At 54.1% G+C, this 24,113-nt stretch carries 26 protein-coding genes; 19 read left to right on the plus strand and 7 right to left on the minus strand.

The window, feature by feature from the left end:
- The first annotated feature begins 65 nt into the window (after window positions 1-65).
- From eutH to eutR, 7 genes are read left to right on the plus strand one after another with little or no spacing between them, the layout of a single operon-like run.
- Window positions 66-1,298, plus strand: coding sequence for an ethanolamine utilization protein EutH (gene eutH / locus OGX67_RS11225; protein ID WP_003038023.1), 1,233 nt, complete (start codon window positions 66-68; stop codon window positions 1,296-1,298).
- Window positions 1,295-2,698, plus strand: a complete 1,404-nt coding sequence (gene eutA / locus OGX67_RS11230; protein ID WP_003038026.1) for an ethanolamine ammonia-lyase reactivating factor EutA — start codon at window positions 1,295-1,297, stop codon at window positions 2,696-2,698. Before eutH ends, eutA begins: the two co-directional genes overlap by 4 nt.
- Before the next feature lie 11 nt (window positions 2,699-2,709).
- A complete protein-coding gene (eutB, locus tag OGX67_RS11235; RefSeq protein ID WP_003038029.1) occupies window positions 2,710-4,071 on the plus strand; it encodes an ethanolamine ammonia-lyase subunit alpha in 1,362 nt (453 codons plus the stop codon).
- Window positions 4,072-4,091: 20 nt separating this feature from the next.
- Window positions 4,092-4,982, plus strand: coding sequence for an ethanolamine ammonia-lyase subunit EutC (gene eutC, locus OGX67_RS11240; RefSeq protein ID WP_003038033.1), 891 nt, complete (start codon window positions 4,092-4,094; stop codon window positions 4,980-4,982).
- 9 nt (window positions 4,983-4,991) lie between these two features.
- On the plus strand, window positions 4,992-5,651 hold the full coding sequence (gene eutL, locus OGX67_RS11245) for an ethanolamine utilization microcompartment protein EutL (protein WP_003838537.1): 660 nt from the start codon (window positions 4,992-4,994) through the stop codon (window positions 5,649-5,651).
- Window positions 5,652-5,662: 11 nt separating this feature from the next.
- Window positions 5,663-6,223 (plus strand): ethanolamine utilization microcompartment protein EutK, encoded by a 561-nt coding sequence (locus OGX67_RS11250; protein ID WP_003038039.1) that lies wholly within the window; start codon window positions 5,663-5,665, stop codon window positions 6,221-6,223.
- Window positions 6,224-6,271: 48 nt separating this feature from the next.
- On the plus strand, window positions 6,272-7,324 hold the full coding sequence (eutR, locus tag OGX67_RS11255) for an HTH-type transcriptional regulator EutR (RefSeq protein WP_003038041.1): 1,053 nt from the start codon (window positions 6,272-6,274) through the stop codon (window positions 7,322-7,324).
- Between the two features lie 122 nt (window positions 7,325-7,446).
- Here the strand turns inward: eutR and hemF are convergent, their stop codons facing one another.
- Window positions 7,447-8,346: an oxygen-dependent coproporphyrinogen oxidase gene (gene hemF / locus OGX67_RS11260; RefSeq protein WP_016150736.1), complete on the minus strand. Its 900-nt coding sequence runs from the start codon at window positions 8,344-8,346 to the stop codon at window positions 7,447-7,449.
- Window positions 8,347-8,348: 2 nt separating this feature from the next.
- Window positions 8,349-9,218 (minus strand): N-acetylmuramoyl-L-alanine amidase AmiA, encoded by an 870-nt coding sequence (gene amiA / locus OGX67_RS11265; RefSeq protein ID WP_003038046.1) that lies wholly within the window; start codon window positions 9,216-9,218, stop codon window positions 8,349-8,351.
- Window positions 9,219-9,430: 212 nt separating this feature from the next.
- On the opposite strand from amiA, the gene OGX67_RS11270 reads away from it, so the two are divergent.
- The 10 genes from OGX67_RS11270 (at window position 9,431) to cysM (ending at window position 17,833) form a co-directional block, all read left to right on the plus strand.
- Window positions 9,431-9,856: a GNAT family acetyltransferase gene (locus OGX67_RS11270; RefSeq protein WP_003038048.1), complete on the plus strand. Its 426-nt coding sequence runs from the start codon at window positions 9,431-9,433 to the stop codon at window positions 9,854-9,856.
- Entirely contained in the window at window positions 9,843-10,292 is a 450-nt protein-coding gene (locus OGX67_RS11275; RefSeq protein WP_071697591.1) for a DUF2919 domain-containing protein, read from the plus strand. The genes OGX67_RS11270 and OGX67_RS11275 overlap by 14 nt, the downstream gene beginning before the upstream one ends.
- A gap of 59 nt (window positions 10,293-10,351) precedes the next feature.
- Entirely contained in the window at window positions 10,352-10,927 is a 576-nt protein-coding gene (locus tag OGX67_RS11280; protein ID WP_049000854.1) for an RpoE-regulated lipoprotein, read from the plus strand.
- Window positions 10,928-11,020: 93 nt separating this feature from the next.
- Window positions 11,021-11,920 (plus strand): porphyrinogen peroxidase, encoded by a 900-nt coding sequence (gene yfeX / locus OGX67_RS11285; protein WP_003838547.1) that lies wholly within the window; start codon window positions 11,021-11,023, stop codon window positions 11,918-11,920.
- Between the two features lie 172 nt (window positions 11,921-12,092).
- Window positions 12,093-12,884, plus strand: a complete 792-nt coding sequence (gene ucpA / locus OGX67_RS11290; protein WP_003038057.1) for an SDR family oxidoreductase UcpA — start codon at window positions 12,093-12,095, stop codon at window positions 12,882-12,884.
- 157 nt (window positions 12,885-13,041) lie between these two features.
- Window positions 13,042-14,058, plus strand: coding sequence for a thiosulfate/sulfate ABC transporter substrate-binding protein CysP (gene cysP, locus OGX67_RS11295; protein WP_257651532.1), 1,017 nt, complete (start codon window positions 13,042-13,044; stop codon window positions 14,056-14,058).
- On the plus strand, window positions 14,059-14,892 hold the full coding sequence (gene cysT, locus OGX67_RS11300; protein ID WP_003038061.1) for a sulfate/thiosulfate ABC transporter permease CysT: 834 nt from the start codon (window positions 14,059-14,061) through the stop codon (window positions 14,890-14,892).
- Complete coding sequence (cysW, locus tag OGX67_RS11305) at window positions 14,892-15,767, plus strand: sulfate/thiosulfate ABC transporter permease CysW (protein WP_003038064.1); 876 nt, start codon at window positions 14,892-14,894, stop codon at window positions 15,765-15,767. The genes cysT and cysW overlap by 1 nt, the downstream gene beginning before the upstream one ends.
- On the plus strand, window positions 15,757-16,854 hold the full coding sequence (gene cysA, locus OGX67_RS11310) for a sulfate/thiosulfate ABC transporter ATP-binding protein CysA (protein WP_032949743.1): 1,098 nt from the start codon (window positions 15,757-15,759) through the stop codon (window positions 16,852-16,854). The genes cysW and cysA overlap by 11 nt, the downstream gene beginning before the upstream one ends.
- 67 nt (window positions 16,855-16,921) lie before the next feature.
- A complete protein-coding gene (gene cysM, locus OGX67_RS11315; RefSeq protein WP_257651531.1) occupies window positions 16,922-17,833 on the plus strand; it encodes a cysteine synthase CysM in 912 nt (303 codons plus the stop codon).
- Between the two features lie 91 nt (window positions 17,834-17,924).
- Here cysM and OGX67_RS11320 read toward each other — a convergent pair whose 3' ends face one another.
- Both OGX67_RS11320 and ptsJ read right to left on the minus strand, forming a co-directional pair.
- Window positions 17,925-18,641, minus strand: coding sequence for a type 1 glutamine amidotransferase (locus OGX67_RS11320; RefSeq protein WP_239042747.1), 717 nt, complete (start codon window positions 18,639-18,641; stop codon window positions 17,925-17,927).
- Window positions 18,642-18,654: 13 nt separating this feature from the next.
- Window positions 18,655-19,947 (minus strand): MocR-like B6 salvage transcription factor PtsJ, encoded by a 1,293-nt coding sequence (ptsJ, locus tag OGX67_RS11325; RefSeq protein ID WP_071697589.1) that lies wholly within the window; start codon window positions 19,945-19,947, stop codon window positions 18,655-18,657.
- Window positions 19,948-20,029: 82 nt separating this feature from the next.
- Here ptsJ and pdxK point away from each other — a divergent pair, with 82 nt between their 5' ends.
- Window positions 20,030-20,896 (plus strand): pyridoxine/pyridoxal/pyridoxamine kinase, encoded by an 867-nt coding sequence (gene pdxK, locus OGX67_RS11330; RefSeq protein ID WP_257651530.1) that lies wholly within the window; start codon window positions 20,030-20,032, stop codon window positions 20,894-20,896.
- Window positions 20,893-21,132, plus strand: a complete 240-nt coding sequence (locus tag OGX67_RS11335; protein ID WP_003038077.1) for a hypothetical protein — start codon at window positions 20,893-20,895, stop codon at window positions 21,130-21,132. The genes pdxK and OGX67_RS11335 overlap by 4 nt, the downstream gene beginning before the upstream one ends.
- A 61-nt stretch (window positions 21,133-21,193) precedes the next feature.
- Here OGX67_RS11335 and crr read toward each other — a convergent pair whose 3' ends face one another.
- The 3 genes from crr to ptsH are packed head-to-tail and all read right to left on the minus strand — an operon-like array spanning window position 21,194 to window position 23,774.
- A complete protein-coding gene (crr, locus tag OGX67_RS11340; protein WP_000522253.1) occupies window positions 21,194-21,703 on the minus strand; it encodes a PTS glucose transporter subunit IIA in 510 nt (169 codons plus the stop codon).
- Window positions 21,704-21,743: 40 nt separating this feature from the next.
- Window positions 21,744-23,471 (minus strand): phosphoenolpyruvate-protein phosphotransferase PtsI, encoded by a 1,728-nt coding sequence (ptsI, locus tag OGX67_RS11345; protein WP_003038080.1) that lies wholly within the window; start codon window positions 23,469-23,471, stop codon window positions 21,744-21,746.
- Window positions 23,472-23,516: 45 nt separating this feature from the next.
- Window positions 23,517-23,774, minus strand: a complete 258-nt coding sequence (gene ptsH, locus OGX67_RS11350) for a phosphocarrier protein Hpr (protein ID WP_003038086.1) — start codon at window positions 23,772-23,774, stop codon at window positions 23,517-23,519.
- Window positions 23,775-24,113 lie beyond the last annotated feature (339 nt).

Consider the following 24,113-nt stretch of genomic DNA (forward strand, 5'->3'; position numbering starts at 1 on the left):
AATGCCGGAGGCGACGTAAACGTCTTATCCGGCCTACAAATCACAAATGACAGGGAGTAGGGGCTATGGGAATTAACGAAATCATCATGTACATCATGATGTTCTTTATGCTGATTGCCGCCGTGGACAGGATCCTGTCGCAGTTCGGCGGTTCGGCGCGCTTCCTCGGTAAGTTCGGTAAGAGCATTGAGGGATCGGGCGGTCAGTTTGAAGAAGGCTTTATGGCAATGGGCGCGCTGGGTCTGGCGATGGTCGGTATGACCGCGCTGGCGCCGGTACTGGCGCATGTGCTCGGGCCGGTAATTATTCCGCTGTACGAAATGCTGGGCGCGAACCCGTCGATGTTTGCCGGAACGCTGCTGGCGTGCGATATGGGCGGCTTCTTCCTGGCGAAAGAGCTGGCGGGCGGCGACGTGGCGGCGTGGTTGTACTCTGGGCTGATTCTCGGCGCGATGATGGGACCGACGCTGGTGTTCTCCATTCCGGTTGCGCTGGGAATTATTGAACCGTCTGACCGTCGTTATCTGGCGCTGGGCGTGCTGGCCGGTATTGTCACCATTCCGATTGGCTGTATTGCGGGTGGTCTGGTCGCGATGTACTCCGGCGTGGAAATCAACGGTCAGCCGGTGGAGTTCACCTTTGCGTTGATCCTGATGAACATGATCCCGGTGCTGATCGTAGCCGTGCTGGTGGCGCTGGGACTGAAATTCATCCCGGAAAAAATGATCAACGGCTTCCAGATCTTCGCCAAGTTCCTGGTAGCGCTGATCACCCTCGGTCTGGCTGCGGCAGTCATCAAGTTCCTGCTCGGCTGGGAGCTGATCCCTGGTCTTGATCCTATTTTCATGGCGCCAGGCGACAAGCCGGGTGAAGTGATGCGCGCCATCGAAGTTATCGGTTCTATCTCCTGTGTGCTGCTGGGTGCCTACCCGATGGTGCTGCTGCTGACTCGCTGGTTTGAAAAACCGCTGATGAGCGTCGGAAACCTGTTAAAAGTCAATAACATTGCGGCTGCGGGTATGGTGGCAACGCTTGCCAACAACATCCCAATGTTCGGCATGATGAAAAACATGGATACCCGCGGCAAAGTGATTAACTGCGCGTTCGCGGTTTCCGCGGCCTTCGCTCTGGGTGACCACTTAGGTTTCGCCGCTGCCAACATGAACGCCATGATCTTCCCGATGATTGTCGGCAAGCTGATCGGCGGCGTGACGGCGATTGGCGTGGCTATGCTGTTAGTACCGAAAGACGAAGATGTTCCGGCACCAGCAGAAACCAATCCGGAGGCGCAATCGTGAATACTCGCCAGCTACTCAGCGTCGGTATCGATATCGGCACCACCACCACTCAGGTGATCTTCTCGCGCCTTGAGCTGGTTAACCGTGCGGCAGTGTCGCAGGTGCCGCGCTACGAATTCATCAAACGCGAAATTAGCTGGCAAAGCCCGGTGTTCTTTACCCCCGTTGATAAGCAGGGCGGGTTGAAAGAGGCCGAACTGAAAGCACTGATCCTCGCCCAGTATCAGGCGGCGGGGATTGCGCCAGAGACCGTCGATTCCGGCGCGATCATCATTACCGGGGAAAGTGCCAAAACGCGCAACGCGCGCCCGGCGGTGATGGCGCTCTCCCAGTCGCTGGGGGATTTCGTGGTTGCCAGCGCCGGTCCGCATCTGGAATCAGTGATTGCCGGTCACGGTGCGGGGGCGCAAACCCTGTCCGAGCAGAAGTTGTGCCGCGTACTGAATATCGACATCGGCGGCGGTACGTCGAACTACGTTCTGTTCGATGCCGGAAAAGTCAGCGGATCGGCCTGTCTGAATGTCGGCGGACGGTTACTGGAAACGGACGGTCAGGGGCGCGTGGTGCATGCGCATCAGCCGGGACAAATGATTGTGGATGACGTATTTGGTCCAGGCACTGATGCCCGAACCCTCAATGCGGCGCAGCTTGTTCAGGTGGCCCGACGGATGGCGGCGCTGATTGTGGAGGTGATTGACGGCACGCTTTCACCGCTGGCACAGGCGCTGATGCAAACCGCTCTGTTACCGGCGGGCGTGAAGCCGGAAGTGATTACGTTGTCCGGCGGGGTGGGCGAGTGCTACCGCAACCAACCTGCCGATCCGTTCTGTTTTTCCGACATTGGGCCGCTGTTAGCGACGGCGCTGCATGAACATCCGCGCCTGCGTGAGATGAACGTGCAGTTCCCGGCGCAAACCGTGCGCGCCACGGTGATTGGCGCCGGTGCGCATACGCTGTCGCTTTCGGGCAGCACTATCTGGCTGGAAGGTGTGGCGCTTCCGCTGCGCAATCTGCCGGTGGCGATTCCGGTTGATGAGGCTGATCTGGTGGCCGCCTGGCAACAGGCACTAATGCAGCTCGATCTGGACCCGCAAACGGACGCCTACGTGTTGGCGCTGCCCGCTTCTCTGCCGGTGCGCTACGCCGCGCTGTTAACGGTGATTGATGCGTTGCTGGCCTTTGTCGCGCGCTATCCGAATCCGCATCCCCTGCTGGTGGTAGCCGAGCAGGATTTTGGTAAAGCCCTGGGCATGCTGTTACGCCCACAGTTACAGCAACACCCGCTGGCGGTCATCGATGAGGTGGTTGTCCGGGCGGGGGACTATATCGACATTGGTACGCCTCTTTTTGGCGGATCGGTTGTGCCGGTGACGGTGAAATCACTCGCATTTCCTTCCTGAGGGAACGACTTATGAAACTAAAGACCACATTGTTCGGCAATGTTTATCAGTTTAAGGATGTTAAAGAGGTGCTGGCAAAAGCCAACGAACTGCGTTCGGGGGATGTGCTGGCAGGTGTCGCTGCAACCAGTTCGCAAGAGCGCGTGGCGGCTAAGCAGGTATTGTCGGAAATGACGGTAGCGGATATCCGTAATAACCCGGTGATTTCCTATGAAGAGGACTGCGTGACGCGTCTGATTCAGGATGACGTCAACGAAACGGCCTATAACCGCATCAAAAACTGGAGTATCAGCGAGCTGCGCGAGTACGTGCTAAGCGATGAAACCTCTGTTGATGATATTGCGTTTACGCGTAAAGGGTTAACGTCGGAAGTGGTCGCTGCGGTAGCAAAAATCTGCTCTAACGCGGACCTGATCTACGGCGGTAAGAAAATGCCGGTGATCAAAAAGGCTAACACCACCATCGGTCTACCGGGCACCTTTAGCTGCCGTTTGCAGCCGAACGATACCCGTGACGATGTACAGAGTATTGCGGCGCAAATCTATGAAGGACTGTCTTTCGGTGCGGGAGATGCGGTGATCGGTGTCAACCCGGTCACAGATGACGTGGAAAACTTAAGCCGCGTGCTCGATACCGTGTATGGCGTTATCGACAAGTTCAATATTCCGACCCAGGGCTGCGTACTGGCGCACGTCACCACCCAGATTGAAGCAATTCGTCGCGGTGCGCCGGGCGGGCTGATTTTCCAGAGTATCTGCGGTAGCGAAAAAGGCTTAAAAGAGTTTGGCGTTGAGCTGGCCATGCTGGATGAAGCGCGTGCAGTGGGCGCTGAGTTCAACCGTATCGCTGGGGAAAACTGCCTGTACTTTGAAACCGGGCAAGGGTCTGCGCTCTCCGCTGGCGCTAACTTTGGTGCCGATCAGGTGACGATGGAAGCGCGTAACTACGGGCTGGCGCGTCACTACGATCCGTTCCTGGTGAACACCGTGGTGGGCTTTATCGGGCCGGAATATCTCTACAACGACCGTCAGATTATTCGCGCGGGCTTAGAAGATCACTTCATGGGCAAGCTGAGCGGCATCTCAATGGGCTGCGACTGCTGTTACACCAACCATGCTGATGCTGACCAGAACCTCAATGAAAACCTGATGATTCTGCTCGCCACCGCTGGCTGCAACTACATCATGGGCATGCCGCTCGGTGACGACATCATGCTCAACTACCAGACCACCGCCTTCCACGACACCGCGACCGTGCGCCAGTTGCTGAACCTGCGCCCGTCGCCGGAGTTTGAACGCTGGCTGGAAACCATGGGCATTATGGCAAACGGTCGCCTGACCAAACGGGCGGGCGATCCGTCACTGTTCTTCTGATGACGCGGGGATGACACACGATGGATCAAAAACAGATTGAAGAAATTGTACGCAGCGTAATGGCGTCAATGGGAGAGCCGCAGGTTCAAGCGCCATCAGCGGAAGTGAAATGCAGCACTACGCAGTGCGCCGCGCCGACCGGTGAAAGCTGTGCGATGGACTTAGGTTCAGCTGAAGCGAAAGCGTGGATTGGCGTTGAGAATCCGCATCGTGCAGAGGTATTGACCGAACTGCGCCGTAGCACCGCTGCGCGTGTATGTACCGGTCGTGCCGGCCCACGTCCGCGTACCCAGGCGCTGCTGCGCTTCCTTGCTGACCACTCGCGTTCGAAAGATACGGTATTGAAAGAAGTGCCGGAAGAGTGGGTAAAAGCCCAGGGACTACTGGAAGTGCGCTCGGAAATCAGCGACAAAAACTTGTATCTGACGCGCCCGGACATGGGACGTCGTCTGAGTGCGGAAGCCATTGAAGCACTGAAATCACAGTGTGTAATGAATCCGGATGTGCAGGTGATTATTTCTGATGGTCTGTCTACTGACGCCATCACCGCCAACTACGAAGAGATCCTGCCGCCGTTGTTGTCGGGCTTAAAACAGGCCGGATTGAAGGTCGGGACGCCGTTCTTTGTTCGCTATGGGCGCGTGAAAATTGAAGATCAGATCGGCGAACTGCTGGGTGCAAAAGCGGTGATCCTGCTGGTTGGTGAGCGTCCGGGCCTCGGCCAGTCGGAAAGTCTTTCTTGCTACGCCGTCTATTCGCCGCGTGTGGCTACCACCGTTGAGGCTGACCGTACCTGCATCTCGAACATTCACCAGGGCGGTACGCCACCGGTTGAAGCGGCGGCGGTGATTGTGGATTTGGCCAAGCGCATGCTGGAGCAAAAAGCATCCGGCATTAATATGACCCGTTAAGGAGGCATCATGCCAGCATTAGATTTGATTAGACCTTCAGTCACCGCGATGCGTGTGATTGCCTCGGTAAATGACGGTTTTGCCCGCGAACTTAAATTACCGCCACATATACGTAGCCTCGGACTCATCACAGCAGACTCTGATGACGTGGCGTATATTGCCGCAGATGAAGCGACAAAACAGGCGATGGTGGAAGTGGTTTATGGCCGCTCGCTGTATGCCGGTGCGGCGCACAGTCCCTCTCCAACCTCGGGCGAAGTGCTGATTATGCTCGGTGGACCAAACCCGGCCGAAGTTCGCGCGGGTCTGGACGCGATGGTGGCCAATATTGAAAGCGGTGCGGCATTCCAGTGGGCGAATGACGCAGAAGATACCGCCTTCCTGGCGCATGTGGTTTCGCGTACCGGTTCGTATCTTTCCGCGACCGCGGGATGCCGACTGGGCGATCCGATGGCGTATCTGGTAGCACCGCCGCTGGAAGCGACATTTGGTATTGATGCCGCGCTGAAATCTGCCGATGTACAACTGGTAACCTATGTACCACCGCCGTCAGAAACCAACTATTCAGCAGCGTTTTTGACCGGTAGCCAGGCCGCTTGTAAAGCCGCATGTAACGCCTTTGCCGATGCCGTTCTGGATATTGCCCGTAATCCAATCCAGCGCGCGTAAGAGAGGTAGTGATGATCAATGCACTGGGATTACTGGAAGTGGATGGCATGGTGGCTGCCGTGGACGCGGCCGATGCCATGCTGAAAGCCGCGAATGTGCGCCTGCTTAGCCACGAAGTGCTCGATCCTGGTCGGCTGACGCTGGTGGTGGAAGGCGATCTGGCGGCATGCCGAGCAGCGCTGGATGCTGGCAGTGCAGCTGCAGCGCGTACAGGCCGTGTTATCAGCCGTAAGGAAATAGGCCGGCCGGACGATGACACCCAGTGGCTGATCGGCGGTTTTAAACGCCAGCCGAAGAAACCAGAACCGAAGAAACCAGAACCGAAGAAACCAGAGCAGAAGCCTGAAGTGAAGTCAGATGTGGCCCCAGAGAAGACACAGGAAGCACCTGTGTCATCTGAATCCTCTGATGAATTGCTGGCGCTGTTAACATCGGTCCGTCAAGGAATGACGGCAGGGGAAGTGGCTGCCCACTTTGGCTGGTCACTTGATGAAGCCAGAAATGCGCTGGAACAGCTCTTTTCTGACGGAGCGTTGCGTAAACGCAGTAGTCGCTATCGCTTAAAAAATTAACCTGTCGGAGGGCCGGGGGCTTCGTTGAAGCTTCCGGCTTAAAAGATCATGAAAAAGAACCGTACTGCAAACTTGCACCATCTTTATCATGAAGTATTACCCGAAGACGTTAAATTGACGCCGAAAGTGGAAGTGGACAACGTTCATCAACGGCGAACAACGGATGTGTATGAGCACGCGCTGACGATTACAGCCTGGCAGCAGATCTACGACCAGCTGCATCCGGGAAAATTTCATGGCGAGTTCACGGAAATCCTGCTCGATGATATTCAGGTGTTCCGTGAATACACCGGACTGGCGCTGCGTCAGTCATGCCTTGTCTGGCCAAACTCATTTTGGTTTGGCATTCCGGCCACGCGCGGCGAGCAGGGATTTATTGGTACCCAGTGTTTGGGTAACGCTGAAATTGCCACCCGCCCAGGCGGGACGGAGTTTGAACTAAGTACGCCGGATGACTACACCATTTTGGGTGTCGTCATTTCTGAAGAGGCCATTGCCCGTCAGGCCAACTTCCTGCATAACCCGGAAAGGGTGTTGCATATGCTGCGCAACCAGTCGGCGCTGGAAGTGAAAGAACAACACAAAGCCGCGCTATGGGGCTTTGTGCAGCAGGCGCTGGCGACGTTTAGCGAAAACCCGGAAAACCTTCGCCAACCTGCGGTACGCAAAGTGTTGGGCGATAACCTGCTGCTGGCGATGGGGACTATGCTGGAAGAAGCGCAGCCGATTATGACTGCGGAGAGCATCAGCCATCAGAGCTATCGTCGCTTGCTGTCGCGTGCGCGCGAATATGTGCTGGAAAATATGTCAGAGCCGCTGACCGTGCTCGACTTATGCAATCAACTGCACGTTAGCCGCCGGACGTTGCAAAACGCCTTTCACGCCATCCTCGGTATTGGCCCGAATGCCTGGTTGAAACGTATTCGCCTGAACGCCGTGCGCCGTGAGTTGATAAGCCCGTGGTCGCAGAGTGCGACGGTGAAAGACGCCGCCATGCAGTGGGGATTCTGGCATTTAGGGCAGTTTGCTACCGACTACCAGCAACTGTTTGCGGAGAAACCGTCGTTGACGCTGCATCAGCGTATGCGCCAGTGGGCGTGATGGTATAGCTTGAGTAGGCCTGATAAGGCGTTAGCCGCCATCAGGCAATTGTGCTTGCTGCGCTGCCGGATGGCGACGCCTTGCGTCTTATCCGGCCTACGAATTGTGTCGCTATCAGGCCATTACACCCAGTCGCGGACCTGAATAAACTCGCTAAGGGCGGCTTCCGGGCTGTTCGCTTCTGGCTGCCAGTCATACTCCCAGCGTACCAGCGGCGGCATCGACATCAGAATCGATTCCGTGCGCCCGCCGGTTTGCAAACCGAATAATGTGCCGCGATCCCATACCAGGTTAAATTCCACATAGCGTCCGCGACGATAAAGCTGAAAATTGCGTTCACGCTCGCCCCAGCTCATTGCTTTGCGGCGCTCAACGATGGGCAAATACGCCTCGGTATAACCCTTTCCAACAGCCTGCATAAAGGCGAAGCAGTGCTCGAAATCTGGCGTATTCAAATCATCGAAGAACAGCCCGCCAATGCCGCGCTGCTCGTTGCGGTGCTTGAGGAAGAAGTAGTCATCGCACCACTTTTTGTAACGGGGATAAACATCTTCGCCGAACGGCTGGCATAGATCCCGCGCCGTGCGGTGCCAGTGAACTGCATCCTCATCAAAGCCGTAGTAGGGCGTTAAGTCAAAGCCGCCGCCAAACCACCACACCGGGTCGGCGCCCGGTTTCTCCGCGATAAAAAAACGTACGTTGGCATGGCTGGTCGGAATGTAAGGATTCTGCGGATGCACCACCAACGAGACGCCCATCGCTTCAAAGCTACGCCCGGCAAGCTCCGGGCGATGTGCAGTAGCCGAGGCCGGCATTGCATCGCCATGGACATGAGAGAAGTTGACGCCTGCTTGCTCGAAAATACCGCCGTTACGCAACACTCGACTGCGCCCGCCGCCGCCCGCTTCGCGTTGCCAGTTATCCTCAACAAATTCGGTGCCGTCTATGGTGGATAACTGCTGACAAATCTCATCCTGCAGGTTGAGCAGGAACTGTTTTACGCGTTGTACATCGGGCTTCATGGTTAACGTTTCTTCGAGTGTGCTTTCTGGTTATCAAACCAGTGGAAATAGCTGATGATGCCATTGGCGATAGCGGTGGCGATTTTCTGACGAAACGCAGCCGTCCCCAGTAATCGTTCTTCTTCCGGGTTGGTGATGAATGAGGTTTCGACCAGGACCGACGGAATCGAAGGTGATTTTAGCACCACGAAGGCGGCTTGTTCCGTGCTGCGACTGTGCAGACGGTGTACCGGCTTGATCTTCTTAAGAATATGCGAGCCTAACGTCAGGCTGTTTTTAATGGTGTCAGTTTGCACCAGATCGAACAGCACCTGCTGCAACAAATGATCTTTGTCGGTGGCCTTCTTCCCGGCGACTTCATCGGCCCGGTTTTCACGATCGGACAGATATTTCGCCATGGCGCTACTGGCACCGCGATTGGATAAGGCAAAGACCGAAGCACCCGCAGCGCTCGGATTGGTAAAACCGTCGGCGTGGATCGACATGAAAAGATCTGCGCCATGTTTGTGGGCGATCTCGACGCGATCGTAGAGCGGAATAAACGTATCGCCGGAGCGGGTCAGGCGTGCATCAATCCCCTGGTTGCGTAGGATTGAGCGCACGTTTTTGGCAATCGCCAGCACCACGTGCTTTTCTTTCGATCCGTTGCGACCAATTGCGCCGGTATCAATCCCGCCGTGCCCCGGATCAAGAACAACAACACGCTTAGCGCCTGATTTTTTCGCTTTCGGTTTGCTGTGTCCATTACTGGTCTTTAGCGCTTCTTCTTTAGCGATGGCTTGCGACATGCCTGACAGCGTCAGGGCGGCCAGCCCGGCTTTCAGCACCTGGCGGCGCGATGTGAGTGTTTTTAGTGGTTTAAAAGTGCTCATACGGCCTGAGTTGTAAAAAAAAGGTTCTAAACGTTATATCGTATCGCGTAGTCCGTTGCGACGGATCGAGATAAGAATTGTTTTACTTTTCATTTCAATACGTGACAATTCCGTATTATGCCATTTTTTCCGCCGCTTCGCGTCAGATATTGGCTAAATCAGCCGTTCGCGCCATAATCGCTTTTTAACGTCCTGAAAAGGTAACCAATACCATGGAAATACGCGTTTTTCGCCAGGAAGATTTCGAAGAGGTGATCACCCTCTGGGAGCGTTGTGATTTGCTGCGTCCATGGAACGACCCTGAAATGGACATCGAACGTAAAGTCAATCATGACGTCAGCTTGTTCCTCGTCGCTGAAGTGAACGGTGAGGTGGTCGGTACGGTGATGGGCGGATACGACGGGCATCGCGGTTCCGCCTATTACCTGGGCGTGCATCCTGAGTTTCGCGGTCGCGGTATCGCCAATGCGCTACTCAACCGGTTGGAGAAAAAGCTCATTGCCCGCGGTTGCCCGAAGATTCAAATCATGGTGCGTGACGATAACGATGTCGTACAGGGCATGTATGAACGTCTGGGCTATGAACATGCGGATGTACTCAATCTGGGCAAGCGTTTGATTGAAGATGAAGAGTACTGAGTTTCATCCGGCCGACTATGACGGTCATGGGCGTCTGCGCCTGCCTTTTCTCTTCTGGTGCGTGCTGTTGTTACAGGCACGCACCTGGGTTTTGTTTGTGATTGCCGGTTCTTCCCGTGAGCAGGGCAACACGTTGCTGAATCTGTTTTATCCCGATCATGACGCATTCTGGCTGGGTTTGCTCCCCGGCGTTCCCGCCGTGTTGGCGTTTTTACTCAGCGGGCGACGCTTTGCGTTTCCGGGAATCTGGCGCTGGCTGCGCGGATTATTGATTCTCGCTCAACTGATGCTGCTGTGCTGGCAGCCGGTGATGTGGCTGGCAGGCGATCCGCTCAACGGTGTCGGGCTGGCGCTGCTGGTGGCGGATATCGTCGCACTGATCTGGCTGTTAACCAATCAACGTCTGCGCGCCTGTTTTTCCCTTGAGAAAGAATAACGGCACTTTTTGGGGAAACCGGACTCCAAGCAACGTTGATAAATAAGGAAGGAAGTGAAATGAAATCACTGCGTTTGACTTTATGCGCGATGCCGCTGCTACTGGCCGGGTGTTCAACGTTGTCCTCGGTGAACTGGTCTGCCGCCAATCCGTGGAACTGGTTTGGTTCTTCAACGCAGGTCACAGAGCAGGGCGTCGGAGCGTTAACGAGCGCGACACCGCTGGATGAAAAAGCCATTGCTGATGCGCTGGACGGTGATTACCGCCTGCGTAGCGGGATGAAGACTGATAACGGAAATGTGGTGCGCTTCTATGAAGCGATGAAAGACGACAAGCTGGCGATAGTCATCAATGGCAGCCAGGGAACCATTAGTCGTATTGATGTGTTAGACCACGATATTTCGTCAGTCGCGGGTGTCGAAATCGGTACACCGTTTAGCGACCTTTACACTAAAGCTTTCGGTAATTGCCAAAAGGCAACCGGCGATGACAGCGCAGGCGTTGAGTGTAAAGCTGAAGGAAGTCAACATATTAGCTATATTTTTTCCGGTGAATGGAGCGGGCCTGAAGATATAATGCCATCTGACGACACGCTGAAAGCATGGAAAGTAAGCAAAATTATCTGGCGGCGTTAATTTGCGTCTGAACAAATCGGCTTGTTAAAAAAACAGGTAGAATAGCGCCCATCAATGCCACGATGTCGTGGCATCTTTTTTTCAGGAGGAACAATGTCTCAGGTTCAGAGTGGCATTTTGCCAGAACATTGCCGTGCGGCGATTTGGATTGAAGCCAATGTTAAAGGCGACGTTGAGGCCCTGCGTGCGGCCAGCAAAACCTTCGCCGATAAGCTGGCGACCTTTGAAGCTAAGTTCCCGGATGCGCATCTGGGCGCGGTTGTCGCTTTTGGCAACAACACCTGGCGTGCATTGAGCGGCGGCGTCGGTGCTGAAGAGTTAAAAGACTTTATCCCTTACGGTAAAGGTCTGGCACCTGCAACCCAATATGACGTGTTGATCCATATTCTCTCTTTGCGTCATGACGTGAATTTCTCCGTTGCGCAGGCGGCAATGGAAGCATTTGGCGACTGTATTGAAGTCAAAGAAGAAATCCACGGTTTCCGTTGGGTCGAAGAGCGCGATCTCAGCGGCTTTGTTGACGGTACGGAAAACCCGGCAGGCGAAGAAACGCGCCGTGAAGTCGCCGTTATCAAAGATGGTGTGGATGCCGGTGGCAGCTATGTGTTTGTGCAGCGTTGGGAACATAACCTGAAGCAGCTTAATCGCATGAGCATCCATGACCAGGAAATGATGATTGGCCGCACCAAGGAAGCCAACGAAGAGATCGACGGTGATGACCGTCCGGTCACCTCTCACCTGAGCCGTGTTGACCTCAAAGAAGACGGTAAAGGGCTGAAAATTGTACGCCAGAGCCTGCCATACGGCACTGCCAGCGGCACGCATGGTCTCTATTTCTGCGCCTACTGCGCCCGTCTGCACAACATTGAACAACAGTTGCTGAGCATGTTTGGTGACACCGACGGTAAGCGTGATGCAATGCTGCGCTTCACCAAACCGGTAACCGGCGGCTATTACTTTGCACCGTCGCTGGACCGTTTAATGGCGCTGTAATGGCGATCTGATCCTGTTATCGGCCACGAAATAGACATCCCCGCATCGTCGGGGATTTTTTTTACCTGAGATTAACCTGATTTAGTGAGCTATTCCTCAGCACTAATTTGTTATTGCTGTATCTTCTGCGTGAATGAAGCGAAGGCTTCATATTCAAAAGGAGAATATTGAAATGGGAAAACTCACGGGCAAAACAGCATTGATTACGGGCGCATCTCAGGGTATTGGCGAGGGTATCGCCAGAACGTTTGCCCGCCATGGTGCGAACTTAATTCTGCTGGATATCTCCGATGAGATTGAAAAACTGGCGGATGAGTTGGCTGGGCGAGGGCACCGTTGCACAGCCGTTCACGCTGACGTCAGAGATTTTGCGTCGGTCAAGGAAGCGGTGATGCGCGCGAAGCAGATTGAAGGCAAAATCGATATTCTGGTGAACAATGCCGGCGTATGCCGCCTCGGCAACTTCCTTGATATGAGCGATGAAGATCGCGATTTCCACATTGATATCAACATTAAAGGCGTCTGGAATGTGACGAAAGCCGTTCTGCCGGAGATGATTGCGCGCAAAGACGGGCGCATCGTGATGATGTCATCGGTGACCGGCGATATGGTTGCCGACCCGGGCGAAACGGCCTACGCACTGTCGAAAGCCGCAATCATCGGTTTGACCAAATCCCTGGCGGTAGAATATGCGCAGTCAGGCATTCGCGTTAATGCCATTTGCCCAGGCTACGTTCGTACGCCGATGGCGGAAAGCATTGCGCGTCAATCTAACCCGGAAGATCCTGAATCCGTTTTAGTCGAAATGGCGAAAGCGATCCCGATGCGTCGTCTGGCCTGTCCGCTTGAGGTCGGTGAACTGGCGGCGTTCCTGGCCTCGGATGAGTCCAGTTACTTAACTGGCACGCAAAACGTGATTGATGGCGGTAGCACCCTGCCTGAAAGCGTTAGCGTCGGCGTCTGATTGATGCCGGTCTCCTCCTCACTCGGTGTGGGGAGGGATTCTCTTATTCTCTTTTCAACTTTCAAATCATCAAACGGTATATAAAACCGTTACTCCTTTAGCACTGGTTATAAATATGATGACCATAAGAAAGTCATTAAATTTATAAGGGTGCGCAATGGCCGTTAACTTACTGAAAAAAAGAACACTGACGCTGGCAGCCATGCTGTTGCTGGTGGGGCAGGCGCAGGCAACGGAACTGCTGAACAGTTCATACGATGTTTCCCGTGAGCTTTTTGCCGCCCTTAATCCACCGTTTGAACAGCAATGGGCGAAGGATAACGGCGGTGACAAACTGACGATTAAACAATCTCATGCCGGGTCATCAAAACAGGCTCTGGCGATTCTGCAGGGGCTGAAAGCCGATGTGGTGACCTATAACCAGGTCACCGACGTGCAGATCCTGCATGACAAAGGCAAACTGATCCCCGCCGACTGGCAAAGCCGCCTGCCGAATAACAGCTCGCCGTTCTATTCCACCATGGGTTTCCTGGTGCGTAAGGGGAACCCGAAAAACATTCATGACTGGAATGACCTTGTGCGTTCTGATGTGAAACTGATTTTCCCAAACCCAAAAACCTCCGGTAACGCGCGCTATACCTATCTGGCGGCGTGGGGTGCTGCGGATAAAGCTGACGGTGGTGATAAAACCAAAACCGAACAGTTCATGACCCAGTTTCTGAAAAACGTCGAAGTGTTTGATACCGGCGGTCGCGGTGCTACCACCACCTTTGCAGAGCGCGGTCTGGGCGATGTGCTGATCAGCTTCGAATCAGAAGTGAACAACATTCGTAAACAGTATGAAGCGCAGGGTTTTGAAGTGGTTATCCCGAAAACCAATATCCTCGCCGAATTCCCGGTGGCCTGGGTAGATAAAAATGTGCGAGCCAACGGTACTGAAAAAGCAGCTAAAGCGTACCTGACCTGGCTGTACAGCCCGCAGGCGCAAACCATTATTACCGATTTCTACTACCGCGTGAATAACCCGCAGGTGATGGACAAACAGCAAGATAAATTCCCGCAGACCGAATTGTTCCGTGTGGAAGATAAGTTTGGTTCGTGGCCTGAAGTGATGAAAACACACTTTGTCAGCGGTGGAGAGCTGGACAAACTGCTGGCGGCGGGGCGTAAGTAAATGTTTGCTGTTTCTTCCCGACGCGTGCTGCCCGGCTTCACTTTGAGCCTGGGTACAAGCTTACTGTTTGTCTGCCTGATATTGCTGCTGCCGCTGAGCGCGCTGGTGATGCAACTGGCGCAAATGAGCTGGGCGCAATACTGGGATGTGATTACCAATCCGCAGGTGGTGGCGGCTTATAAAGTGACGCTGCTGTCGGCGTTTGTGGCGTCGATTTTTAACGGCGTGTTCGGTTTGCTGATGGCGTGGATCTTAACCCGCTATCGCTTTCCGGGCCGTACGCTGTTGGATGCACTGATGGATCTGCCGTTTGCGCTGCCTACGGCGGTGGCGGGTCTGACGCTGGCGTCGCTGTTTTCGGTTAATGGCTTCTACGGCGAGTGGCTGGCGAAGCTGGATATCAAGGTGACCTACACCTGGCTTGGTATCGCGGTGGCGATGGCGTTTACCAGCATTCCGTTCGTGGTGCGTACCGTCCAGCCGGTGCTGGAAGAATTAGGTCCCGAATATGAAGAAGCGGCGGAAACGCTCGGTGCCACGCGCTGGCAGAGTTTCCGTAAAGTGGTGCTGCCGGAGCTGTCCCCCGCGCTGGTGGCGGGCGTTGCGCTTTCTTTTACCCGCAGCCTCGGTGAGTTTGGCGCGGTTATCTTTATCGCTGGGAACATCGCATGGAAAACGGAAGTGACCTCGCTGATGATTTTTGTTCGCTTGCAGGAGTTTGACTACCCGGCCGCCAGCGCGATTGCTTCTGTGATCCTCGGGGCTTCGTTGTTGCTGCTGTTTTCAATTAACACCCTGCAAAGTCGCTTTGGTCGACGTGTGGTAGGTCACTGATGGCAGACATTACCCAATTGAAACGCTATGGCGCACCCCGCATCAACTGGGGTAAATGGTTTCTGATCGGCACGGGCATGCTGGTCTCCGCGTTTATTTTGCTGGTGCCGATGATTTACATCTTCGTGCAGGCGTTCAGCAAGGGATTAATGCCGGTATTACAGAACCTGGCGGATCCGGACATGCTGCATGCCATCTGGCTGACGGTGCTGATTGCGCTGATTGCGGTGCCGGTGAACCTGGTGTTTGGTGTGTTGCTGGCCTGGCTGGTGACCCGTTTTAACTTCCCAGGACGCCAGTTGTTGCTGACCTTACTGGATATTCCGTTTGCCGTCTCGCCGGTGGTTGCCGGCCTGGTGTATCTGCTGTTTTACGGCTCTAACGGTCCGCTGGGTGGATGGCTGGATGAGCATAACCTGCAAATTATGTTTGCCTGGCCGGGGATGGTGCTGGTGACGGTATTCGTGACCTGTCCGTTTGTGGTGCGAGAGTTGGTGCCGGTGATGTTAAGCCAGGGCAGCAATGAAGATGAAGCGGCTGTGTTGCTGGGCGCGTCCGGCTGGCAGATGTTCCGGCGCGTTACGCTGCCAAATATCCGTTGGGCATTGCTGTACGGCGTGGTGCTGACCAACGCCCGTGCGATTGGCGAGTTTGGCGCGGTGTCGGTGGTTTCCGGCTCGATTCGCGGCGAAACCCTATCGCTACCGCTACAAATTGAATTACTGGAGCAGGACTACAACACGGTCGGCTCTTTTACCGCCGCGGCGCTATTAACGCTGATGGCGATTATTACCCTGTTTTTGAAGAGCATGTTGCAATGGCGTCTGGAGAACCAGGAGAAACGCGCGCAGCAGGAGGAAAATCATGAGCATTGAGATTGCCAATATTAAGAAGTCTTTTGGTCGCACCCAGGTGCTGAACGATATCTCGCTGGATATTCCTTCAGGTCAGATGGTCGCGCTGCTGGGGCCATCCGGCTCGGGCAAAACCACGCTGCTGCGCATTATTGCCGGGCTGGAGCATCAGTCCAGCGGGCATATCCGTTTTCACGGCACCGACGTCAGTCGTTTGCATGCTCGCGACCGTAAAGTGGGATTCGTATTCCAGCACTATGCGCTGTTTCGTCATATGACCGTTTTCGACAATATCGCGTTTGGTCTGACGGTCCTGCCACGGCGTGAGCGCCCGAATGCGGCGGCCATCAAAGCAAAAGTCACCAAACTGCTGGAGATGGTTCAATTGGCTCATCTGGCGGACCGCTTCCCGGCGCAGCTTTCTGGTGGGCAAAAGCAGCGTGTGGCGTTGGCGCGTGCGCTGGCGGTAGAGCCGCAGATCCTGCTGCTCGACGAGCCGTTTGGCGCGCTCGATGCTCAGGTACGTAAAGAACTGCGTCGTTGGCTGCGTCAGCTGCATGAAGAGCTGAAGTTCACCAGCGTGTTTGTTACCCACGACCAGGAAGAAGCGACGGAAGTTGCCGATCGCGTGGTAGTGATGAGTCAGGGTCATATTGAGCAGGCTGATGCGCCGGATCAAGTCTGGCGCGAACCGGCTACCCGTTTTGTGCTGGAGTTTATGGGGGAGGTTAACCGCCTGCAGGGGACGATTCGCGGCGGCCAATTCCATGTCGGCGCACACCGTTGGCCACTGGGCTATACGCCAGCGTATCAAGGGCCGGTCGACCTGTTCCTGCGCCCGTGGGAAGTGGATGTGAGCCGTCGTACCAGCCTGGATTCGCCGTTGCCGGTACAGGTACTGGAAGCCAGCCCGAAAGGTCACTACACCCAATTAGTTGTCCAACCGCTGGGGTGGTATAACGAACCGCTGACGGTCATCATGCAGGGCGATGATTCCCCAAGCCGCGGCGAACGGCTGTTTGTCGGGCTGCAAAATGCGCGTCTGTATAACGGCGACCAGCGTATTGAAACGCGTGAAGAGGAACTTGCTCTGGCGCAAAGTGCCTGATAGGTTAAAAAGTATGTTTATCGCCCGGTAAGCGCTGCGCCCCCGGGCTTTTTTACGAGCTCAAAACGTGAACACATTAGAACAAACAATTGGCAATACGCCTCTAGTGAAACTACAACGTCTGGCGCCGGATAACGGCAGTGAAATTTGGGTCAAGCTGGAAGGCAATAATCCCGCGGGTTCGGTGAAAGACCGGGCTGCGCTGTCGATGATTGTCGAAGCGGAAAAACGTGGAGAAATTAAGCCTGGTGATGTGCTGATCGAGGCTACCAGCGGTAATACCGGAATTGCTCTGGCAATGATCGCCGCGCTGAAGGGCTACCGCATGAAGCTGCTGATGCCAGACAACATGAGCCAGGAGCGCCGAGCGGCGATGCGTGCTTACGGGGCTGAACTGGTTCTGGTGACCAAAGAGCAGGGGATGGAAGGCGCGCGTGACTTAGCTCTTGAAATGGCGCAGCGCGGAGAAGGTAAACTTCTCGACCAATTTAATAATCCGGATAACCCGTACGCGCATTACACCACCACCGGACCGGAAATCTGGCAGCAGACGTCAGGTCGTATTACCCACTTTGTCTCCAGTATGGGAACAACAGGCACTATTACTGGTGTGTCGCGTTTTCTGCGTGAGCAAGAAAAAGCGGTTACCATCGTTGGCCTGCAGCCGGAAGAGGGCAGTAGTATTCCGGGAATTCGCCGCTGGCCTGCGGAATATATGCCGGGCATTTTTAACGCCTCGCTGGTGGATGAGGTATTGGATATTCATCAGAACGATGCGGAAAACACCATGCGCGCGCTGGCGGTGAAAGAGGGTGTATTCTGCGGCGTTAGTTCCGGCGGCGCGGTAGCCGGAGCGATTCGCGTGGCCGAACAAAATCCGGGAGCGGTGGTGGTGGCGATCATCTGCGATCGCGGCGATCGCTACCTTTCAACCGGCGTGTTTGGCGAAGAGCACTTTAACCAGGGAGCAGGGATTTAGTTTGTAGGCCTGATAAGCATAGCGCCATCAGGCAAACGTACGGCACGATCGCCGGATGACGACGTAAAGCGTCTTATCCGGCCTGCCATAATCAATCGTTACGTTTTTCCACAAGCTTATCAAGGAATTGCCACAGCTTCTCATTCATCTGCTGATAATCCCATGCGCGCATCTCTTCAACGGAGCGGATGAAGCGCTTGCCTTTAGCTTCCGCCAGTTCTTGTTCGGAGTGTTGAATAAGCCCTTCTATAGCATCAGCCGTAAATTCCATATGGCACTGAAAACCATAGACGAAATTACCGTATTGTACGATTTGTCGCGGGCAGCCCTCGCTTGTGGCGAGAATTGTCGCCTGGTCGGTTAATCCAGGCATATCGTTGTGCCAGTGACCGACGGTAAGCGGTGAACCAAAATGGCTGAACAACGGATGCTGTTGGCCTGCTTCGGTCAGAACGATGGGGTAGTGACCAATCTCTTTTTCCGGACTCTGGCACACCTTCGCACCCAGCGCTTCGCCGATTAACTGTGAACCCAGGCAGATCCCCACCACAATTTTACGTGCCGCAATCGCCTGATTGATCAGATGCTGCTCAGCCTGAGAATCAAAGTACGGACACTCTGCCAGCGTGGTTCGTGGTGACTGCGGACCGCCAAACACCACCAACATATCGAAGCCATCCGCGTTCGCAGGGACCGCTTCCCCGGCGTAAACGTGCGACCAGGTGATGGTATAGCCGCGTGATTCAGCCCACGGCAGATACGCGCCAGCAGATTCAAAAGACTCATGAATAACAAAATGAACTCGCACTTTTTCTCTCCTGTTAGCGCTTTAGCGCCTGATGGATATCAGTCGCCAGCTTATCAATGTCGCTGTCTGATAATGTTGACAGCGTAATGCGCAGGCCGTGGGCAGGCGTATTGACGCCAAACACTTCGCCTTCGCGTACCAGCCAGCCGGACTTTGCCAGCGCAAAAGCGATCGCCTGGCTGTTATCTTCCAGCGGTAGCCACATATTCAGACCGTCACCAACGGGCAACTCAATGCCATGTCGCCGCAGAGCTGCCGTCAACTTTTGCTGCTGGGCAGCGTAAAATTGCTGAGTTTGCGCCAGCGTGTGTTGGTAAGTCTCGTCATTCAGGCAGGCGCAGGCCAAATCCTGCAGCAGATGGCTGACCCACTGACTGCCGGAGTTAAGCCTTAAACGTAGCTTCCCTGAAGTGAGCGGATCGCTGGCCACAATGGCCAGGCGTAAATCTGGTCCTAACGTTTTTGACATCGAGCGGACAACCGCCCAGTGCGTGGTTTCCTTCGCAATCACCGGATACCAGTGGCAAGCAGATAGCAGCGCAAAGTGGTCGTCGACAATCACCAGCGTCTGCGGATAGCGGGCCAGAATTTCCTGCAATTGCGCCGCGCGTGAGGCGCTCAGGCTGCATCCTGTCGGGTTATGCGCGCGCGGTGTCAGAATTACTGCCCGCGCGCCTTTCTGTAGCGCGAGTTCCAGCTGGCCCGGCAGCATGCCTTCGCGGTCAACGCTGGCCGGGTTTGCTGAGAATCCGGCATAGCGCAGCATGTTGATGCTGCTTAAAAAGCATGGATCTTCTACGACAACGCTATCACCAGGCAGCAAATGGGCGCACAGTAGCCGTTCGATAGCATCAATGGCACCGCTGGTAATATCAATTTCCCCTTTGCCGGGGATTGCATTTTGCATCCATTGTGATGCCCACACCTTAAGTCCAGGTGACACAGCGGCATCGCCGTACAAGCGCGGACTCTTATTTATCTTCGCAAAATAATTACTCAGCTCAGGAAGTCGCGAGGGCGCTGGATTACCGCCGGAAAGATCGATAAGCGGGGTATCAGGATTACCACCTTCCAGTGCTACGGGGGCAGTAATCCCCTTAATCACCGTACCGTTGCGTCCCAGGCTCTGTGCCAACCCGGAGGAGACCAGGCGTTTGTAAGCCGCCGCGACAGTATTGCGGTTCACGTTTAATTCCGTTGCCAGTTCCCGCACTGGCGGTAACGTTTCTCCCACTGCCAGCGTGCCTGTAGTGACATGTTGACGGATACTGTCAAAAATTTCGTTAGCGGTTTTTCCGTCGATCATTATTGACCTATGACAAAATGAATTTTAGCATATGACGATAATAGTGAGGCGTAGACCCGCTGTCCAGCGAGAGGAGAAATTTATGGAGCAGGAGAGTGATATCCAGTCAGTGCTCTTCGACGACACGCATCGGGCGTTACAGACCGATATCGTCGCCGTTCAGTCACAGGTGGTTTATGGCAGCGTAGGTAACAGCATCGCCGTCCCGGCCATTAAAGCGCAGGGGTTACGCGTGACAGCAGTACCTACGGTGCTGTTCAGTAATACCCCGCATTATGAAACCTTCTACGGCGGCGTTATTCCAGCAGACTGGTTTAGCGGTTATCTCCGCGCCTTAAACGAGCGTGATGCCTTGCGCGAGCTAAAGGCGGTGACGACAGGGTACATGGGCAGCGCGGAACAAATCGCCTTGCTGGCACAGTGGCTGAAAACTGTTCTGACCACGCATCCGGACCTGTGCATTTTGGTCGACCCCGTGATTGGCGATACGGATAGCGGTATGTATGTTAAAGCCGAAATTCCGGAGGCTTATCGTCAGCACCTGCTACCGCTGGCTCAGGGGCTGACTCCAAATGTGTTCGAGCTGCAAATGCTGAGCGGAAAGCCGTGTCGTACGCTTGATGAAGCCATTACGGCGGCACAATCACTGCTCACCGACACCCTGAAATGGGTGGTGATCACCAGTGCGCCGGGGGATACGGAAGAGATTATTCATGTTGCGGTGGTGACGGCTGAAACGGTTGAGGTGTTAGCTCATCCGCGAGTGAAAACGGATCTGAAGGGGACTGGCGATCTGTTCTGTGCCGAGCTGGTGAGCGGCCTTGTGATGGGGAAAGCGCTGACGACCGCGACGCACGATGCTGCACAGCGGGTGCTGGACGTGATGACGTGGACGCACCAGTGCGGCTGTGATGAATTAATTCTGCCACCGGCAGGGGAGGTGCGATGAAGAGTTACCGGCTGGTAGTTCGCCAGAATGGGCGTATGGTTGGACACTTTGATACCTGCGGGACAGCGGCGCTGGAAGATATCTGCGTGGCGCGGGCTATGTTCGGCATTGCGGGTGGATACGACTGTGAGTTGTTAGTGGCGGATTCGGAACGACGGATGCTGGAGAGCGGGCCGGAGGGCATGAAAATCCTGATGCGCGAGGCGTGTTATCGCCCGGTGACTGCACACATTTAATGGCGGATGAAGTGTATAAAAAAATGGCGCCAATCGGCGCCATTTTTCTCTGCGGCAAGAATTACTTCTTGATGCGGATAACCGGGGTTTCACCCACGGTCACGCTACCGGACAGTTTGATCAGTTCTTTGATTTCGTCCATGTTGGAGATAACAACCGGAGTCAGGGTAGACTTGGCTTTTTCTTCCAGCAGCGGCAGATCGAATTCAATAACCGGGTCGCCCACTTTCACGCGCTGACCTTCTTCAGCGATGCGTTTGAAGCCTTCGCCTTTCAGTTCAACGGTATCAATACCGAAGTGAACAAACAGCTCAATGCCGCTGTCGGATTCGATAGAGAAAGCGTGGTTGGTTTCAAAGATTTTGCCGATGGTGCCGTCAACAGGAGCAACCATTTTGTTACCGGTTGGTTTGATAGCGATGCCATCACCAACGATTTTTTCAGCAAAAACTACATCCGGCACGTCTTCGATGTTGACGATCTCGCCAGAGAGCGGAGCAACAATCTCAATAGTTCCGGTGTCTTTCTTATCATCAGAAACCAGAGATTTCAGTTTATCGAACAAACCCATGATCTTCTCCTAAGCAGTAAATTGGGCCGCATCTCGTGGATTAGCAGATTGTTTTTTCTTCAATGAACTTGTTAACCAGCGTCATTAACTCGTCCGTTGTCGGTTGAGCAAGAGCCTGCTCTGCTAACACCTTCGCATCTTCGAAGTTCGTGTTACGGATAATCTTCTTAATGCGCGGGATAGAAATGGCGCTCATAGAGAATTCGTCCAGACCCATCCCCAGCAACAGAAGTGTAGCACGTTCGTCGCCTGCAAGCTCACCACACATGCCAGTCCATTTGCCTTCAGCATGAGAAGCATCAATAACTTGCTTGATCAGCGTCAGCACAGATGGCGACATCGGTTGGTAAAGGTGTGAAATCATATCATTACCACGGTCAACTGCCAGGGTGTACTGCGTTAAATCATTGGTGCCGATACTAAAGAAATCAACTTCTTTGGCTAAATGACGCGCAATTGTTGCCGCAGCCGGTGTTTCCACCATCACGCCAATCTCAATGCTCTCGTCAAATGCTTTACCTTCGTCGCGCAGTTCCTGTTTGTAGATTTCAATCTCTTTGCGCAGTGCACGCACTTCTTCAACAGAGATGATCATTGGGAACATAATGCGCAGTTTACCGAAAGCAGAGGCGCGCAGAATCGCGCGAACCTGGTCACGCAGGATCTCTTTACGATCCATGGCGATACGCACGGCACGCCAGCCCAGGAACGGGTTCTCTTCTTTCGGGAAATTCATGTACGGCAGTTCTTTATCGCCGCCGATGTCCATGGTGCGAACGATGACCGCCTGAGAGCCACAGGCTTCAGCAACGGCTTTATACGCAGCAAACTGTTCTTCTTCAGTTGGCAGCGATTCACGGTCCATGAACAGGAATTCGGTGCGGTACAGACCCACACCTTCAGCGCCGTTACGTTCAGCGCCTTCAACGTCACGAACGGTACCGATATTGGCGCAAACTTCAACCTGATGTCCGTCCAGCGTGATAGCCGGCAGATCTTTCAGCTTAGCGAGTTCCGCTTTCTCGGTTGCAACCTGCTCCTGAACGGCACGCAGTTGCTCGATAACGTCGTTGGTCGGATTGACGTAAACCTGATTGTTTACGGCATCCAGAATCAGATAGTCGTCGTTTTTAACCTGAGAGGTGACGCTACCCGTACCGACGATGGCAGGCAGTTCCAGAGAACGCGCCATGATAGAGGTATGGGAAGTACGTCCGCCCGCGTCAGTAATGAAACCCAGCACCTTGTTCAGGTTCAGCTGTGCGGTTTCTGACGGGGTCAGGTCTGCGGCTACCAGGATAACTTCTTCCTGAATAGCGCTCAGGTCGATAATTGCCAGACCCAGGATGTTACGCAGCAGGCGTTTACCGATGTCACGTACGTCAGCCGCACGTTCTTTCAGGTATTCATCATCCAGCTCTTCCAGGGCTGTGGCCTGACCTTCGATAACTTCATGCGCGGCTGCATCAGCCGTCATGTGCTTATCTTTAATCAGGGCTATGATTTCCTGCTCCAGCTCCTCATCTTCGAGCAGCATGATATGCCCTTCAAAGATGGCTTCTTTTTCTTCACCGAACGTTTCACCAGCTTTGGTTTTGATCGCTTCCAGTTGCGCAGATGCCTTGGCACGACCGCTCAGAAAACGTTCAACTTCCTGATCAACCTTGTCGGCAGAAATTTTTTTCCGGTCAATGACGATTTCGTCTTCTTTCAGTAGCAATGCTTTACCGAAAGCGATACCCGGGGATGCTAAAATGCCTGAAATCATAACCCTACCTTACTTGTGACTGATATTTAAAAGAACTCGTTGAACTTACTCGAGTTCAGCCATCAGTTTAACCAGATGCTCAACTGCTTTCTGCTCGTCTTCACCTTCTGCGGACAGGGTAACAACGGTACCCTGAGTCAGGCCCAGAGTCTGCAGTTTAAACAGGCTTTTGGCGCTAGCGCTTTTGCCGTTGGAAGTCACAGTAATATCAGAAGTAAAGCCTTTTGCTTCTTTAACAAACTGAGCAGCAGGGCGAGTATGCAGACCGTTCGGAGCGGTAATGGTAACTTCTTGCTGGAACATTATATTTCCCCAACTTATAGGTTTAGTGTTGTGGAACTAAAGTCTAGCCTGGCGGTTCAACTTTAGCCTGTATTGTTAGCATCGGCGTAAACTGGACGCGACACAAAAGGAGTTCGGTGCAATCCGTTGCTGGCAACTTCTTGCCGCTGACGTTTCGTTCGTCATTAAACATTATGCCGCGAAAAGAAGAGTTGAACCAAATCATAAAATCGATTCAGCTAGCGCTTTTCCTGTAACGATTAATTTCGCGCATCAAAATAATTAGCTTGGTTAAATACCAGTTCTGGTGGGTTGAATCAATGCCAGGCGAGTTGAAACTTTGAAGCAGGCCACAAAAAA

This window comes from Citrobacter sp. Cf118, assembly GCF_030334095.1.
Classification (GTDB): Bacteria; Pseudomonadota; Gammaproteobacteria; order Enterobacterales; family Enterobacteriaceae; genus Citrobacter; species Citrobacter freundii.